Origin of the sequence: Stenotrophomonas sp. CFBP 13724 (assembly GCF_014841975.1) — a bacterium.
GTDB classification, from domain to species: domain Bacteria; phylum Pseudomonadota; class Gammaproteobacteria; order Xanthomonadales; family Xanthomonadaceae; genus Stenotrophomonas; species Stenotrophomonas lacuserhaii.
This window is the reverse complement of record NZ_JACYUW010000001.1, coordinates 2,087,594-2,102,116: the sequence shown is the minus strand read 5'-3', so window position 1 is coordinate 2,102,116 and position 14,523 is coordinate 2,087,594. Positions and strand designations below refer to the sequence as shown.

Below are 14,523 nucleotides of genomic sequence, written 5' to 3'. Positions count from 1 at the left end.
CCCTCCACGATCAGCGTGTTGCAACTGCAGGTCTTACCAGAAGAACTGCAGGCGCGCTTCCAGGATGTTCGGGTCGTCGTTGACGAAGCCACGCGCACTGGAGCTGTACTTCTGGCTGTCGACCATCACGTAGTTCAGGGCGAACTTGGTGTTGGAGCGCCAGTAGTAGTTCACGCCCACGGTCCAGATATCCATCTTGCCGCCGAGCACGCCGTCCACGATCGGCGGACGACCGGCGACCGGGTTGGCGCTCAGGTTGCCGTCGTTGAGGTCCATGTGGTCATAGCGCGCGCCAAGCTGCCACATGCCGCTGGCGGGGTTGTCCGGCAGGCCGGTTCCCGGCACGCCGCCCTTGTAGCCCCAGGTCTCACCGGTGATGTTCCACACGCCGCTGACATAGAAACCATCGCTGGTGTAGTTGTCGTTGGCCATGCGCTTGGCCTTGCTGCTGTAGTACTCACCCTGCGCCTTGAACGGGCCACCGATGTACATCGCTTCCACGCCCAGGGTGGTGACGTTGTCGGTGTCGACCATGTTGCCGCTGTCGATCAGGCGCACGGTGGCCAGGTCGGCATTCGGACGGGCACGCACGCGCAGGGTGTCCGCGTCGGTGTCATAGGCCACGTAGCTCAGGCCGAAATGCAGGACCTGGCCCTTCTCGTTGATCGGGGCGAAGGTGCCGCGCGCGCCGTAGCCACTGCCGTGGGCGAGGTTGCGGGTCAGTTCGCGACCGAAGGCGCTGGCGGTCACCGACCAGTTGTCCTGGCCGTAGCCCCAGGCACCGCCGAGGCGACGCGCCACGGCATAGGTGTTGGTCACGGCAGCCTTGGAGATGAAGTCGTTGTTCTTGGTGCTGGACAGTTCTTCCAGGCTGTTGGGCTGCTTGTACTGGCCCAGCTGGATGAAGTGGCTGCTGTTGCCGCCCAGCTTGTACTTGATGTTGGTGTCGAGGAACTTGTCGGCCTTGGCGTCGTAGCCGACCACCCATTCCACGTTGCCCGGGCCCTTGCCCTTGAGCACCAGTTCGGCACGACGCAGCTCGAACTCGCTGTCCTTGCCGTTGGCTGCATCGCCGCCGTTGAGGTCGGCTACATCGTTGTCGAACCAGTTGCCATCGGCCTGGACCAGGCCTTCGAAGGTGATCTCCGAACCGCCGATCACATCGATGGCCACTTCAGCGTGGGCGGCCGGGACAAACAGCGCAGCCGCAACGGCCGCAGTGAGAAGTTGGCGATGCAGTTTCATGGAGAAAGTAGCCTTGCAGGCAGGTGGGAAGATGCGCGCAGGCTAGATCGTGAAGATTGCGTAAATATGACAGTTTGCGAACGCGTGTCGGCCGCCAGGGCCTTTGCCGTGGCGCAGGGCCCTTATCAGGCCCGATCCATATGACGGCACGATTGCGTCGGGATGGCAGGCGCGCGGTGACTTCAGGCGGTTTGCGTCTTGTCCTTGAAGCGGCACAGGTCGCGGATCACGCACTGCGGGCAGTCGGGCCTGCGCGCCTTGCACACATAGCGCCCGTGCAGGATCAACCAGTGGTGCGCATCGAGCAGGAACTCCCCGGGAACAGCCTTCATCAGCCCATCCTCAACGGCGCGCACATCTTTGCCCGGTGCCAGCCCGGTACGGTTGGACACCCGGAAAATATGCGTGTCCACCGCCATGGTCGGCTGCCCGAAGGCGGTGTTGAGCACCACGTTGGCGGTCTTGCGGCCCACGCCGGGCAGGGCCTCCAGCGCGGCGCGGTCTTCCGGCACCACGCTGCCGTGCTGCTCCACCAGGAGGCGGCAGGCGGCGATCACGTTCTTCGCCTTGGCGTTGAACAGACCGATGGTGGAGATATAGCGCTTCAGGCCTTCCTCGCCCAGGTCCAGGATCGCCTGCGGCGTGTTGGCCACCGGAAACAGCTTGCGCGTGGCCTTGTTGACACCCACGTCGGTGGCCTGCGCCGACAGCGCCACGGCCACCAGCAGCTCGAACGGCGAGCTGTACTCCAGTTCGGTCTTCGGATGTGGATTGAGCTCGCGCAATCGGGTGAACATCTCCACCACGTCGGTGCGCGGCATCTTCGCGGTACGCCGCGCAGGTGCGCGTGCGGTCTTGCCGGCGGTAGCCATCAGCTTCCTTTTGGGGCGGCCGCCCGCGCCTTGGCGCGCGCCAGGATCGCCGCGGCGGCAGAGGGCAGGGCGGGCTTCTGGTCGGGGGCCGGCGGCGGTGCGCGGCGCGCGTCGCGCTCGGCATCCCGGCGCGCCAGGCGTACCGCACGTGCCCGGTAGCGCTCCCGTGCCGCCCAAGCCTGGCGCAGCTGGTGCTGGGCCTGCAGCAACCGCTGCGGCAGATCCGGATGCCCAGGCACCCGGCTGGCATCGGCCCCAGCGGGCGCGTACTCCATCAGGCCAGCCTGCACCGCGCCGTCCAGGTCGTCGGCCAACAGCCGTTCCAACAGGACTGCAGGGTCGATCTCACGTGCCATGGTTCAGCGGTTCTGGAACACGGCAGGGCGGCGTTCGAGGAAGGCGCTGGTGCCTTCACGCATGTCCTGGGTGGCAAACAGCAGCCCGAACTGCGCACTCTCGTATTCCAGCCCCGATTCCAGGCTGCATTCGCCGCCTACATGCACCGCATCCAGCAGCGCCCGCAGGGCCAGCGGCGCCGCGTTTGCGAGGCGTTCGGCATGCGCGGCCACGCGCGCGTCCAGCGCGTCGGCGCCGGCGACCTCGTTGACCAGGCCCAGTTGCAGCGCACGTGCGGCATCGATGGGGGTGCCCAGCAGGCACAGTTCCAGCGTGGCGGCGCGCCCGCACAGGCGCAGCAGCCGCTGGCTGCCGCCGAAGCCGGGAATCAGCCCGAGGGTGATCTCCGGCTGGCCCAGCCGGGCGGTATCGACGGCGATACGCAGGTGGCAGGCCATGGCAAGCTCAAGCCCGCCGCCCAGTGCGAACCCGTTCACGCGTGCGATGACCGGCTTGGGCATCCGCTCGATCTGACGCATAAGGCGCTGTCCCAGAAGGGAAAAGTCGCGTCCCTCGACGGCCGACAGCGCGTTCATCTCACTGATGTCAGCCCCTGCAACGAAGGCTTTCGGCCCGGCGCCGGTCAGGATCACGACGCGCACGGCCGGGTCCCGGGCGGCGTCCTCGAAGGCCGCGGCCAGCGCGCGCAGGGTTTCCCCATTGAGCGCATTGAGTTTCTCCGGGCGCTGCACCGTCACGGTGCGGATGGCACCGTGGTCCATTACGGCAACGGGGGCGGCAATCAGGGCGTCGGCCACGCGGAATCTCCAGAAACGTTAAAAAACAGTGATGTTGAACTCTTGAAACGTAATCAGGTCAAAGCCTGCGTTGTCAGTAGCGGAACCCCCCTCGCGGCCGCTATCCTAACCCGTCGCCTCAGGGCGGCGAAAACGCCCCCTGAGTTACCACCCCTGGAGAATTGTTTGATGAAGTTGCGTTCTATCGCGGTCGCCGTCGCGGCCCTGGCCCTGACGGGCAATGCCTTCGCCCAGGACGTTGCGTCCGAAAAGGGCAAGCTCAGCTATTACTTCGGTTATGACTACGGCAACAACCTTGCCGAGCTGACCGGTCGCGGTGAGCAGCTGGACATCAACTCGGTGGTGAAGGGCCTGCAGGATGCCTACGCCAAGAAGCAGCCGGCCATTACCGCCGACCAGCTGAAGCCGGCCGTTGAAGCCTTCCAGAAGCGCGAGCAGGGTCGTGCGCAGGCCGCCAAGGCCGAGTACGACAAGGCTGCTGCTGAAAACAAGACCAAGAGCACCCAGTTCCTGGCCACCAACAAGGCCAAGGCCGGCGTGCAGACCCTGGCCAGCGGCGTGCAGTACCGCGTGATCGAAGCTGGCAAGGGCGCCAAGCCGACGCAGGCCAGCACCGTGCAGCTGGAAGTGGCCGGTCCGTTCCCGTACGGCACCCGTCCGGCTGAAGCCCGTCCCGCCCAGCAGATTCCTGCGATGAAGCTGAGCGAAGTGGAAATGAAGGCCATGCGCGAGACCCTGCTGCAGATGCCGGCCGGCTCGAAGTGGGAAGTGACCCTGCCGCCGGAACAGGCCTATGGTGCCGATCCGCGTACCCCGTTCCCGCCGAACGTGGCCGTGCAGTTCGAGATCAAGCTGGTCAGCGTCAAGTAATCAGCAACGCCGTTTGACCCGACGCGCCGGTGGCTTCCACCGGCGCGTTTTTGTTTGCGTCGGGTGCCGGCCGCGGTCCATTCGCGGTAATGTACGGCGGTGCAAACCACGGAAAAACCAGCACGTGCCGTGCCCAGTCCCTGCATTGGAAAATGCGAACTCGACCCGCATCGGTCGTGCACCGGCTGCCTGCGCAGCCTCGACGAAATCGCGCGGTGGTCGTCGATGAGCGAGCGCGAACGGCAGCGCGTCATGCACCATCGCCTGCCGATGCGCGAGCAGCTCCGAGCTTCGTTGGAAGGCTCGCTGGCCGATCATCAACGCCTGATGCGCGCGCTGCATCCGCTGGATGCGCCGCCGCTGGGGGATGGCTGGAACCGCAGCGAGCTGGAGGATCTGCTACCGCCCGGACCGCTTGTCGAAGCAGCGGTGCTGGCCGGTATCGTGCCGCGTGCCACCGGCGCGCAGGTGATCCTGACCCGCCGCACCGAAGCGCTGCGCCAGCATGGTGGCCAGGTGGGTTTCCCCGGTGGCCGCACCGAAGCTGACGACGCCGATGCGGTGGCCGCGGCGCTGCGCGAAAGCAACGAAGAAATCGCGCTGGCGGGTGACCAAGTGCAGGCCCTCGGTTACCTGGATCCCTTCGTGACCATTACCGGCTACCGCGTGACGCCGGTGGTGGCGGTGATTGATCCAGGTTTCAAGCCGGTGCCGTCGCCTGACGAAGTGGCCGACGTGTTCGAGGTGCCGCTGGACTTCCTGATGTCACCGGACAACCTGCGCCACGTGGAAATCGTCCATCGTGGACGCGTGCGCCACGTCCTGGAATACAGCTGGCCCGGCCAGCGCATATGGGGCGCCACCGCGGCCATCCTGTACAACCTGCGCCGTCGCCTGGAGGAAGTGTCATGAACGCCAACGATCCAAGCTGGACCCCGCTTGTCGATGCGGCATCATTGGCCGCGATGCTCGGTGCCGATGCGCCCCGCGTGGTGGACGCGCGCGCCATGGCGAGCACCGCAGTGCGCGTGGTCGATACGCGTTTTTCGCTCACCGATGCCCAGGCCGGGGCAGCGCAGTATGCCGCCGGGCACATTCCCGGTGCGGTATACGCTGACCTCAACCAGGATCTGTCGGACAAGAACAAGACCGGTCATGGCCGCCATCCGCTGCCGGACAGCGCGGCCTTCGCTGCCACGCTGGGACGCTGGGGCATCGGTCCGGACACGCAGGTGGTGGTGTATGACGCCGCCGAAGGCAGCATGGCGGCCGCCCGCTTGTGGTGGCTGCTGCGCTTGATGGGGCACCGCCAGGTAGCGGTGCTGGATGGTGGCTTCGCGGCATGGCAACAGGCAGGTCTTCCGGTGGCAACCGCAGTCGTCCAACCTCCCGCCTTGCCGCCGTATCCCGGCCAGCTCGATGCCCGTCAGGTGGCCAGCGTGGATGAAGTGGCAATGCGGCTGAAACATGCATCCGGCTGGCTGGTCGATGCACGCGCCACCGAACGTTTCCGCGGTGAAGTGGAGCCGCTGGATCCGGTGGCCGGCCACGTACCTGGCGCCGTGAACCGCCCGTTCGGCTTGAACGTGGTGGACGGCAGAATGCGCCCGGCCGATGAACTGCGCGCCGAACTGCAGCAGGTGATCGGCGCGCATGATGCGGCGCAGGTGGTGCTGATGTGTGGATCCGGCGTTACCGCCTGCCATCTGCTGCTGGCGATGGAATCGGCCGGCCTGCACGGCGCACGCATCTATGCCGATTCGTGGAGCGGCTGGATCAGTGATGGCCGCCGGCCGGTGGCGACCGGCGGATGAGCCGTCCGTGGTGGCGAGCAAGCTCGCCACGACCAGGCTTTGTAGGTGGCGAGCTTGCTCGCCACGCGTTACGGCACGGCGTGCTGCAGCGGCACGGCGGCCTGCACCTCGCGCCACGGAAACAACGGACCGGGATCGCGTTTGCGCGCCACATTGATCGCGGCATCGTTACTGGCCGGGATCTGCTCCAGGTCCAGCTCGTCGTGGCCCACGATGTAGCGCAATGACGGATACCGCCTCGCCAATGCCTGGACCAGGCGCACCAGCGCGGCGATCTGTGCTTCGGGATAGTCCTCCGGCATGGCCTGGCAACGGCTGTCGAACCAGTCCGGATAACGGCCCTTATTTACCAGCTCGATGCCGATGGACGTCTCGTTCATGCCCCGCACGTGGTGGGCGATGCGGTCGGTGGCCACGTACTGGTACACGCTGCCATCGCGGTCGATGTAGAAGTGCCCGCTGTTGCCGGTTCCGCTCTCATACAGCGGCTTCTCACCGTACTGGCGTGCCATGGCCAGGTCGGGCAGTTCGGTGCAATGCACCACCACCGTCTGCAGCGTGTCCGTCGCGCGCAGTGGCAGCAGGTCGTGGTAGGGCAGGGGCTGGGTCTGCAGCCCGGGAATCAACGGATTCGGCATGTGCCGATGCTAGCATTGCGCGATGAACTGCATTCCCGAAATGACCCCTGCGCGTGTTCCGCTGGTGACCGCATGAGCCGCGGCCACTGCATCCTGTCGCATGGCTTCGAAAGCGGCCCCGATGCCATCAAGGTGACCGCGCTGGCCGATGTGGCCGAGCGCCTGGGCTGGACCCACGAGCGGCCGGACTTCATGGACCTGGATGCCAAGGCGGACGTAAGCCGGCTCGGCGATGTGCCGGCACGGCTGCAGCGGCTGATCGAGCGGGCCACGACCGCCGCGGCACGCGGCCCGGTGGTGCTGGCCGGTTCCAGTCTGGGCGCCTACATCTCCGCCATCGCCTCGCTGCAGGTGCCGGTAGCCGGCCTGTTCCTGATGGTGCCGCCGACCACCATGGGCCCCATGCCCGCCCTGGATGCGGCCGCCGTTCCGACCAGCGTGGTGCATGCCTGGCATGACGAACTGATCCCCGCGGCCGGGGTCATCGAATGGGCGCGCAAGCGCTCGGCATCGCTGCTGCTGGTCAACGACGGCCACCGCCTGAACGACCACGTGGCCGAATCGGCGGCCGCCTTCGAGGCCCTGCTGCGCCGGCTGTAAGGCGCCCAAGGTGGGTGGCGACCATTGGTCGTCACGCTCTTGTCCGAGCCCTGGCCACCCTCCAGGGCGGGCCGGCCCGCCAGCGATTACAATGGTGCCCCCGTGCCGCCGGCATGGGCGCGGGCCTGTTGCCAGGGCCTGCCCGATCCTGCGCCGCGCAAGCGGCCGCCCCACCTGCGAAACCGATCCCGTGAATTTCTTCGTCTCCTGCGCCAAGGGCCTGGAATACCTGCTTGCCGACGAGCTGTCGGCCCTGGGCCTTGCCAAGGCGACCGCCACCATTGCCGGCGCCAACGCTGAAGGTGACCTGGCCCAGGCGCAGCGCGTGGTGCTGTGGTCACGCCTGGCCAGCCGCGTGCTGTGGCCGCTGGCCGAGTTCGACTGCCCCGACGAACAGGCCCTGTATGACGGCGTGCACATGATGCCGTGGCAGGACCACATGAAGCCGGAGATGACCCTGGCCGTGGATGCCCACGTGTCCGGCGACAAGATCACCCATGCGCGCTTTGCCGCGCAGCGGATCAAGGATGCGGTGGTCGACCGCATGCGCAGCGAGGGACTGGAGCGCCCATCGGTGAATACCGATCTGCCCGACATCCGCATCAACCTGTCCCTGCGCAAGGGCCGGGCGACGATTTCCATCGACCTCGGTGGCGGCCCGCTGCACCGCCGCGGTTGGCGTGGCGCCGCGCATGATGCGCCGCTGCGCGAAAACCTCGCCGCCGCCGTGCTGCTGCGTGGCCAGTGGCCGCGCCTGCATGCGGCCGGGGGGGGCCTGTTGGACCCGATGTGCGGCAGCGGCACGCTGCTGATCGAAGGCGCCCTGATGGCCGCCGACGTCGCGCCCGGCCTGATGCGCCATGGCAGCCTGCCACCGAGCCGCTGGCTGGGCTTTGACAAGGACAGCTGGAAGTCGCTGCTGGTGGAAGCGCGCGAACGCGAGACCGCCGGCCTGGCCGCGCTGAAGCCGGTGGTGTTCGGCAGCGATATCGATCCGCTGGCGATTGCTGCGGCGCGCGAGAATGCCGAAGTGGCCGGCGTCGCGCATGCGATCACTTTCACCCGCGCCGATATCGATGACCTGCCGGCGCCGCCGCTGGAGATCGGCACGGTGGTCTGCAATCCGCCCTACGACGAGCGACTGGCGGCCGATCCGGCGCTGTATCGCCGCCTGGGCGATGCCCTGCAGAAGGCGGTACCGCAGTGGCGCGCCAGCCTGCTGTGTGGCGATGACGAACTGGCCTTCGCCACCGGCCTGCGCGCCGGCAAGAAGTACCAGATGTTCAACGGTGCGCTGGAGTGCGCGCTGATCGTCTGCGATCCGATCGCCGTGCCCAAGCGCGACCCGGCGGTGCCGCGCGAGCTCAGCGAAGGCGCGCAGATGGTGGCCAACCGCATCCGCAAGAACCTGAAGAAGTTCAAGACCTGGCGTGCGCGCGAGCAGGTGACCTGCTTCCGTGCCTACGATGCCGATCTGCCCGAATACGCGGCGGCCATCGACGTCTACCAGGAAGATGGCGGCAAGGGCCGCACCTTCCTGCACGTGCAGGAATACGCCCCGCCGGCGACCATCCCCGAAAACGACGTACGCCGCCGCCGCAACGAACTGCTGTCGGCCGCGCGCGAGGTGTTCCAGGTGCCGCCGGAGCAGGTGGCGCTGAAGTCGCGCGAGCGCGGCAAGGGCGGCAGCAAGTACGGTCGCTTCGAGCGCCGCGATGAGTTCCTCATCGTGCGCGAGAACAACGCGCTGCTGCGGGTGAACCTGTTCGATTACCTGGATACCGGCCTGTTCCTGGACCACCGTCCGCTGCGCCGGACCATGGCCGAACAGATACGCGGCAGGCATTTCCTCAACCTGTTCTGCTACACCGGCGTGGCCAGTGTGCAGGCGGCGGTGGCGGGGGCGGCCAGCACCACCAGCGTGGACTTGTCGGCGACCTACCTGCAGTGGTGCTACGACAACCTGGCCTTGAACGGGCAGGGCGGCAACCAGCACCTGCTGGTGCAGGCCGATGCGATGGCCTGGCTGGAGGCCGACGAAGGCCTGTACGACGTGATCTTCTGCGATCCGCCGACCTTCTCCAACTCCGCGCGCGCCGAAGATTTCGACGTGCAGCGCGAGCAGCTGCGGCTGCTGCGTGCGGCCGTGGCCCGGCTTGCATCGGGCGGCGTGCTGTACTTCTCCAACAACTTCCGCCGCTTCAAGCTGGAAGAAAACGCGATCGCCGGGTTCGCCACGTGCCGCGAGATCAGCCCACGCACCATCGGGCCGGATTTCGAACGCAACGCGCGCATCCATCGCGCATGGGAACTGCGCGCGCTGTAATCGCATCGGTGAGTCGGGCCCCGCGCGACCGAGGTAGTGACGGCCGCTGGCCGTCCTGCTTTTCGCACCCCGCCGAGCATCGCTCGGCGCTACCAACGCGCCCGCCGTTCCCCGGTAGCGCCGAGCCATGCTCGGCGAGCGCAGCGGTAGAAGCGTGACGGCCAGCGGCCATCGCTACCTCACACCAACGCGGCAACCAGTCCCAACGCGGGCAACGCCAGCGCCAGCGGCGCGATCCAGCGTGGTTTCCACGGGTACAGCCCGAAGGCCAGCAGCAGACCGGCAATGGTCATCGTGCCCAGCCACAGCACCGGTCCCATCGCCCAGCCGTGGTCGACCACGCTCAGCCCGAATGCCGCGCCCAGCAGCACCCAGCCCAGCACTGACCACTGCCGGCGCCGCGACACCGGCGCGGCCTGCTTTCCGTGCAGGTCCAGCGGGTGCTTTTCCATCGCCAGCGACAGCGCGGTGAACGCGCTGAAGGACACGCCCAAGGCCAGCAGCATCATGCCTTCGCCTCCACCGCGACCGCGCTGCCCGCGGCAGCAGCCGCTGCTCGCTTTTTCTTTTCCGCAGCGCTCAACGGCGGCGTCCAGCGTTGCATCCGCCAGCCACACAGGGCCAGCATCGCGCCGAAGGCCAGCATCACCAGATCGAAGCCGGCCAGCACCCAGTCGCCGGCTGGAAGGGTCACGCCCAGATGGGCCTGGGTGGTCAGCGCATTGAGCAGCGGCAACAACGCAAACAGGGCCGCGCCGAGGTACAGCTGCCAGGTCCACATGACCCGCTTCGGCCACACGAACGCGGCCAGCAGGGCCGCGCCCCAGGCGTAGAAGAACACGCTCACCTCGGCATCGGCGCGCTCGGGCAGCTGCAACGGCAGCAGCCGGTTACCCCAGAAGTACGATGCGAAGGCGATCGGCAACCCGGCCACCGCGCCGATGTTCAGCGCGTCCACCAGGCGCAGGCCGAAGCCGATCCGGCCGCTCTTGGCATGCTTGGGCCGCTCCTTCACCGCCCACAGCACCACGCCGCTGGCCACCATCAGGCAGCCGGTCAGGCCGGACAGGAAGAACAAGGCACGCAGTCCCCAGTCCGCGAAGCGGGCCAGGTGCAGCCCGTACATCACCCCGCGGGTGGCAGTGGCTGCGCCGGCGGCCGGTGATTCCATCAGCAGCTTGCCGGTCACCATGTCATAGCGCAGCGCCGGCGTATCGATGGACAGGCGGCGGCCATCGCGCTGGCGGATGTCGATCACCGCATTGGCCGCACCCGGGCGGGTGACGCTGAAACCGGACACATCCACGCCTTTCCAGTGCGCGCGCGCGCTGTCCAGCAGCTGCTGGATCGGCAGCGGTGCAGCACGCCCTTCGGCCGGTGCGCTGACCTCCGGCATGCCGCCGAACGCTTCGCTGAAGAACGCATCTTCATCAGTGGGGTAGGCCGCCTTGATGCCCCACGGCAGGTACATCACCATCAGGGTGACGATGCCGGTGTAGGTGATCATCGCGTGGTACGGCAGCGCCATCACCGCGCTGACGTTGTGGAAATCCAGCCAGGAACGCAGGCCCTTGTCCTTGCGGAAGGTGAAGAAGTCCTTGAAGATCTTCTTGTGGGTGATGACCCCGGTGATGATCGCCACCAGCATGAACATCGCGCAGAAACCCACCAGGTAACGCGCCCACAGCACCGGGATGTAGTGCAGGTCGAAGTGCAGGCGGTAGAAGAACTCACCGCCGCGGGTTTCGCGGGCTTCCAGCTTGTCGCCGGTGTTCGGATCGACCGTGGCCTCGCCGAAGCGTCCGCCACCGCGGCGGCGGCGCTCGCCTTCCACCGGCGGCTTTACCATCGATTCGGGATTGCGCCAGAACATGCGCATGGCCGGGTTGCGCGGGTCGGGCAGGGTGACGAACCAGGTTTCGGCCTGGCCGGCGTGTTCCTGCAGGTAGTGCACCGCGCGCTCGGCGGCGACATCGGTGGTGACTGCGGTGACCGGCAGTTCCGGGCGCATCCAGCGGCTGATTTCCTCGCGGTAATAGCTGGCGGTGCCGGCCATGAAGATCAGCAGCAACAGCCAGCCCACCAGCAGGCCGGTCCAGGTATGCAGCCAGGCCATCGACTGGCGGAATCCGTTCTTCATGCCCACGCTCCCAGTGCCCGTGCAACCGCAGCCATCACCATGGTGGGCAGCAGGATGCCGATCCACGCGCGCAACGCCGTGCGCGTGGCGAAGGCCCACAGCGCCGCGCAGGCACACACCACGATCGCCAGCAGCATGCCGGTCAGCACGGTCTGTCCACGCGCGCCGGGCAACGCCAGCGCGCAGAACACGCTGGTCACCGCGGCCAGCGCGTAGCCACCGAAGATGGCGGCCATGCTGCGCGAGAACACCCCCCAGCCGGGGCGGGCGAAGAAGGTGGCCAGGCGGGCGCTGGCGGTCGTGTTGGCAGTAGAAGACGAGCGGTCCACGGTGTTCCTGCAGTTGCGGTTGATGGCATCGCTGCCGGTGGAAAAGGTGGCCGTCCGTGGCCGGCCGCCGGCACATCGCCGACGGCATCCATCAGATCCTCAGAGCTTCCAGCGCAGTGTCATGGTGACGTTGCGCGGTTCGCCCCAGTACACGCCCTGGTAGAAGCCGACGTTGTTGTAGTACGCCTTGTCCAGCAGGTTGTTCACGTTGAGCTGGGCACTGAAGTTTTCGTTGAAGCGGTAGCCGGCCGACAGGTTCACCAGGTAGAACGCGTCCTGTTGGATGCGCGCACTTTCGGTGCGGCCGCTGCTCAGGTAATCCGCGCGCGGCTTGATGCTGTTGTTCCAGATGCCGCTCTGCCATGTCGCGCCACCGCCCAGCCAGAACCGGCCGTCGATGCCGCCCGGGCGCCAGCTGGCGTTGAGCCGGAAGGTGTCCTGCGGGTTGGTGGTCTTCTGCAGCACGCCGGCACGGTTGCGGATGGTGGTGTGGGCAAAGCCGGCAGAGAGGTTCCAGTGCTCGCCGATGCTGCCCTGGGTTTCCAGCTCCCAGCCTTTCACCTTGTTGCCCTTGCCGGTGGAACGGTAGGCCTGGCTGCCATCGGGCAGCGACGACGGCGGCACCGAATCATCGATCTCCGCCACGTTGTCCTGCTCGCCTTCGAAGATCGCCGCGGAGGCATTGAGCAGGCCGCCGAAGAACTCGGCCTTCAGGCCGCCTTCCCACATCGTGCCGACCACCGGCTCCAGGTAATCGCCATTGCGGTCGCGGTAATTCTGCGGCTGGAAGATATCGGCGTAGCTGACGTAGCCGCTGAAGATCGCGTTGAAGTCGTACACCAGACCCAGGTACGGCGTCAGCGAATCATCGGGCTTGTAGCCGGTGCGGGTAGTGGCGGTCAGGTTGCCGGCGGTGTCATGGGTATAGCGCCAGGTCCTGGTTTCCCAGCTGCCATAACGGGCACCGACCACGGCCAGCAGCGGATCAGCCAACTGCAGCCGTGCGGCCAGGTAGGCGGCGCTCTGCTTCAGCTCGTTCTCCGATGCCAGGTAGCCCAGCCGGGTGACGGGCAAGCGCGGCACGTCGCCTGACCAGTTGCGCCAGTCCGGCACCACCGCATAGGCGGCGGTGTAGTCGAAATCGAGCGCATCCGATTCCCCCTTGCGCACCGACTGGCCCAGCCCGAACACCAGTTCGTGGTCGCGCCCGAACAGCTTGAACGGGCCGCTGGCGTTGAGGTCGACCACCTCCATCGTGCTCTGCTCGTTGAAGTGCGAAACGTAGGCCGACACGCCGGTACCATCCGCGCGCGGGTAGCCCTGGGCGCCGTACCACACGCTGCCATCGGTATCGCGGTCGGCGTGGGTCAGGCTGGCCTTGGCCGACCAGCCGTTGCCGAGCTGCTGCTCCAGGCGTACGAAGCGGGTCTTCTCGATGATCGGCCAGGTACTCCACGAGGCTGACAGGTTGGTCGAGCGCGGCAGGTTGGCCGGCTTGCCATCGGCGCCCCAGTAGGGCACCACGCCCCAGGTCACCCCGGAGGTATGCGGCGACTGGTATTCATAGCCCAGTTCCAGCAGGGTGCTGTCGGTGACGTCGGCCTGCACGATGCCGTAGAACACGTCCTTGTCCAGTTGGTACACATCGCGGAAGGAATCACTCTGCTGCTTGGCCGCCACCACGCGCGCCCGGATGCGCCCATCCAGCGCCACCGGACCGCCGAGGTCGGCTTCCAGGCGCTGGTTGCCCCAGCGGCCCACGGTCAGGTTGGCACCGGCCTGGAAGGTATCGGTGGGGCGCTTGCGCACGAAGCTGATGGTGCCCGACGGATCGCCGGCACCGGTGGTCAGGCCGGTGGCGCCGCGGATCACTTCGATACGCTCGTAGATCACGCTGTCGGTGTTGGTCTTGATCGACCCACCGAAGGTGTTGAGCATGCCATCGACCTGGAAATTGGTGATGTTGTAGCCGCGCGACACATAGTTGATGCGCTCGCTGTCGGTCACCGACACGTGCACGCCGGTGACCTGGCCCATGACATCGGACAGTGCGAACAGGCCCATGTCGTCCAGCCGCTGGCGAGTGACCACGGTGACCGACTGCGGCGTCTCGCGCAGCGACAGGTCCAGCTTGGTGGCGGTGCTGGCGTGCTTGACCGTATAGCCGTTGCTGATTTCACCATCGGCGGTGACCTGCACCGCGTCCAGGGTACGCGCGGAGGCGTTGGCCGGGGTGTCTGCGTGGGCGCTGGAAGCGAGCAACAGGCTGCCGATGGCAAGCGCGAGCAGCGAACGGGGGGGAGCGTTGAACAGCGACGACATGAGGGGTGCGATTCCATGCAGGTAGAAAAGCCGGCGATGAAAACGGCCGCGCAGGCGCGCGGGCCCAGCGCCAGGATGCAGCGCCCGTTCCCATCGTCGCCGCACCAGGCTGGGGCGGCGAACGTTAGCTGGTACACGGGGCGGCAACGGCGGAAGGGGGCCGCGACTGACTGGCTGGGCGTACGTGGTTGACTAAATGATAAGTATTCGCAT

14 protein-coding genes are annotated in these 14,523 nt (G+C 66.9%); 5 read left to right on the top strand and 9 right to left on the bottom strand.

The window, feature by feature from the left end; translation table 11 throughout:
• Window positions 1-33: 33 nt before the first annotated feature.
• The 4 genes from IFT63_RS09380 to IFT63_RS09365 all read right to left on the bottom strand — a co-directional run bounded on the left by IFT63_RS09380 (window position 34) and on the right by IFT63_RS09365 (window position 3,235).
• On the bottom strand, window positions 34-1,245 hold the full coding sequence (locus tag IFT63_RS09380; RefSeq protein WP_192083925.1) for an OprO/OprP family phosphate-selective porin: 1,212 nt from the start codon (window positions 1,243-1,245) through the stop codon (window positions 34-36).
• Window positions 1,246-1,427: 182 nt separating this feature from the next.
• Window positions 1,428-2,117 (bottom strand): endonuclease III, encoded by a 690-nt coding sequence (nth, locus tag IFT63_RS09375; RefSeq protein WP_042614360.1) that lies wholly within the window; start codon window positions 2,115-2,117, stop codon window positions 1,428-1,430.
• Window positions 2,117-2,473, bottom strand: a complete 357-nt coding sequence (locus IFT63_RS09370) for a hypothetical protein (RefSeq protein ID WP_042614361.1) — start codon at window positions 2,471-2,473, stop codon at window positions 2,117-2,119. Before IFT63_RS09370 ends, nth begins: the two co-directional genes overlap by 1 nt.
• Window positions 2,474-2,476: 3 nt before the next feature.
• Window positions 2,477-3,235: an enoyl-CoA hydratase-related protein gene (locus tag IFT63_RS09365; protein ID WP_192084195.1), complete on the bottom strand. Its 759-nt coding sequence runs from the start codon at window positions 3,233-3,235 to the stop codon at window positions 2,477-2,479.
• A gap of 204 nt (window positions 3,236-3,439) precedes the next feature.
• Here IFT63_RS09365 and IFT63_RS09360 point away from each other — a divergent pair, with 204 nt between their 5' ends.
• The 3 genes from IFT63_RS09360 (at window position 3,440) to IFT63_RS09350 (ending at window position 5,955) form a co-directional block, all read left to right on the top strand.
• Window positions 3,440-4,141, top strand: coding sequence for an FKBP-type peptidyl-prolyl cis-trans isomerase (locus tag IFT63_RS09360; RefSeq protein ID WP_042614363.1), 702 nt, complete (start codon window positions 3,440-3,442; stop codon window positions 4,139-4,141).
• Between the two features lie 99 nt (window positions 4,142-4,240).
• The gene (locus IFT63_RS09355; RefSeq protein ID WP_192083924.1) at window positions 4,241-5,053 is read left to right on the top strand and encodes a CoA pyrophosphatase; all 813 of its coding nucleotides are present in this window, start codon (window positions 4,241-4,243) and stop codon (window positions 5,051-5,053) included.
• Window positions 5,050-5,955 carry a sulfurtransferase gene (locus IFT63_RS09350; protein WP_192083923.1) on the top strand — a complete coding sequence of 302 codons (906 nt, stop codon included), beginning with the start codon at window positions 5,050-5,052 and terminating at the stop codon, window positions 5,953-5,955. The genes IFT63_RS09355 and IFT63_RS09350 overlap by 4 nt, the downstream gene beginning before the upstream one ends.
• Window positions 5,956-6,023: 68 nt before the next feature.
• Here the strand turns inward: IFT63_RS09350 and IFT63_RS09345 are convergent, their stop codons facing one another.
• Entirely contained in the window at window positions 6,024-6,593 is a 570-nt protein-coding gene (locus IFT63_RS09345) for an N-acetylmuramoyl-L-alanine amidase (protein WP_192083922.1), read from the bottom strand.
• Window positions 6,594-6,665: 72 nt separating this feature from the next.
• Between IFT63_RS09345 and IFT63_RS09340 the strand changes: the two genes are divergently transcribed.
• Both IFT63_RS09340 and rlmKL read left to right on the top strand, forming a co-directional pair.
• Window positions 6,666-7,193: an alpha/beta hydrolase gene (locus tag IFT63_RS09340; protein WP_042614367.1), complete on the top strand. Its 528-nt coding sequence runs from the start codon at window positions 6,666-6,668 to the stop codon at window positions 7,191-7,193.
• Between the two features lie 190 nt (window positions 7,194-7,383).
• Window positions 7,384-9,519, top strand: coding sequence for a bifunctional 23S rRNA (guanine(2069)-N(7))-methyltransferase RlmK/23S rRNA (guanine(2445)-N(2))-methyltransferase RlmL (gene rlmKL, locus IFT63_RS09335; protein ID WP_192083921.1), 2,136 nt, complete (start codon window positions 7,384-7,386; stop codon window positions 9,517-9,519).
• Between the two features lie 179 nt (window positions 9,520-9,698).
• Here rlmKL and IFT63_RS09330 read toward each other — a convergent pair whose 3' ends face one another.
• The 4 genes from IFT63_RS09330 to IFT63_RS09315 all read right to left on the bottom strand — a co-directional run bounded on the left by IFT63_RS09330 (window position 9,699) and on the right by IFT63_RS09315 (window position 14,310).
• A complete protein-coding gene (locus IFT63_RS09330) occupies window positions 9,699-10,028 on the bottom strand; it encodes a DUF3325 domain-containing protein (RefSeq protein WP_192083920.1) in 330 nt (109 codons plus the stop codon).
• Window positions 10,025-11,659, bottom strand: a complete 1,635-nt coding sequence (locus tag IFT63_RS09325) for a PepSY-associated TM helix domain-containing protein (RefSeq protein WP_192083919.1) — start codon at window positions 11,657-11,659, stop codon at window positions 10,025-10,027. Before IFT63_RS09325 ends, IFT63_RS09330 begins: the two co-directional genes overlap by 4 nt.
• A complete protein-coding gene (locus IFT63_RS09320) occupies window positions 11,656-11,988 on the bottom strand; it encodes a DUF3649 domain-containing protein (RefSeq protein WP_042614371.1) in 333 nt (110 codons plus the stop codon). Before IFT63_RS09320 ends, IFT63_RS09325 begins: the two co-directional genes overlap by 4 nt.
• A gap of 99 nt (window positions 11,989-12,087) precedes the next feature.
• The gene (locus IFT63_RS09315) at window positions 12,088-14,310 is read right to left on the bottom strand and encodes a TonB-dependent siderophore receptor (RefSeq protein WP_192083918.1); all 2,223 of its coding nucleotides are present in this window, start codon (window positions 14,308-14,310) and stop codon (window positions 12,088-12,090) included.
• Window positions 14,311-14,523 lie beyond the last annotated feature (213 nt).

What these genes read in the sequence shown, in the direction of transcription:
- IFT63_RS09380 (WP_192083925.1), bottom strand. Translation starts at nt 1,245, where the DNA reads ATGAAACTGCATCGCCAACTTCTCACTGCGGCCGTTGCGGCTGCGCTG.
- IFT63_RS09325 (WP_192083919.1), bottom strand. Translation starts at nt 11,659, where the DNA reads ATGAAGAACGGATTCCGCCAGTCGATGGCCTGGCTGCATACCTGGACC.
- IFT63_RS09330 (WP_192083920.1), bottom strand. Translation starts at nt 10,028, where the DNA reads ATGATGCTGCTGGCCTTGGGCGTGTCCTTCAGCGCGTTCACCGCGCTG.
- IFT63_RS09315 (WP_192083918.1), bottom strand. Translation starts at nt 14,310, where the DNA reads ATGTCGTCGCTGTTCAACGCTCCCCCCCGTTCGCTGCTCGCGCTTGCC.
- nth (WP_042614360.1), bottom strand. Translation starts at nt 2,117, where the DNA reads ATGGCTACCGCCGGCAAGACCGCACGCGCACCTGCGCGGCGTACCGCG.
- IFT63_RS09340 (WP_042614367.1), top strand. Translation starts at nt 6,666, where the DNA reads ATGAGCCGCGGCCACTGCATCCTGTCGCATGGCTTCGAAAGCGGCCCC.
- IFT63_RS09365 (WP_192084195.1), bottom strand. Translation starts at nt 3,235, where the DNA reads ATGGACCACGGTGCCATCCGCACCGTGACGGTGCAGCGCCCGGAGAAA.
- IFT63_RS09350 (WP_192083923.1), top strand. Translation starts at nt 5,050, where the DNA reads ATGAACGCCAACGATCCAAGCTGGACCCCGCTTGTCGATGCGGCATCA.
- IFT63_RS09370 (WP_042614361.1), bottom strand. Translation starts at nt 2,473, where the DNA reads ATGGCACGTGAGATCGACCCTGCAGTCCTGTTGGAACGGCTGTTGGCC.
- IFT63_RS09360 (WP_042614363.1), top strand. Translation starts at nt 3,440, where the DNA reads ATGAAGTTGCGTTCTATCGCGGTCGCCGTCGCGGCCCTGGCCCTGACG.
- IFT63_RS09345 (WP_192083922.1), bottom strand. Translation starts at nt 6,593, where the DNA reads ATGCCGAATCCGTTGATTCCCGGGCTGCAGACCCAGCCCCTGCCCTAC.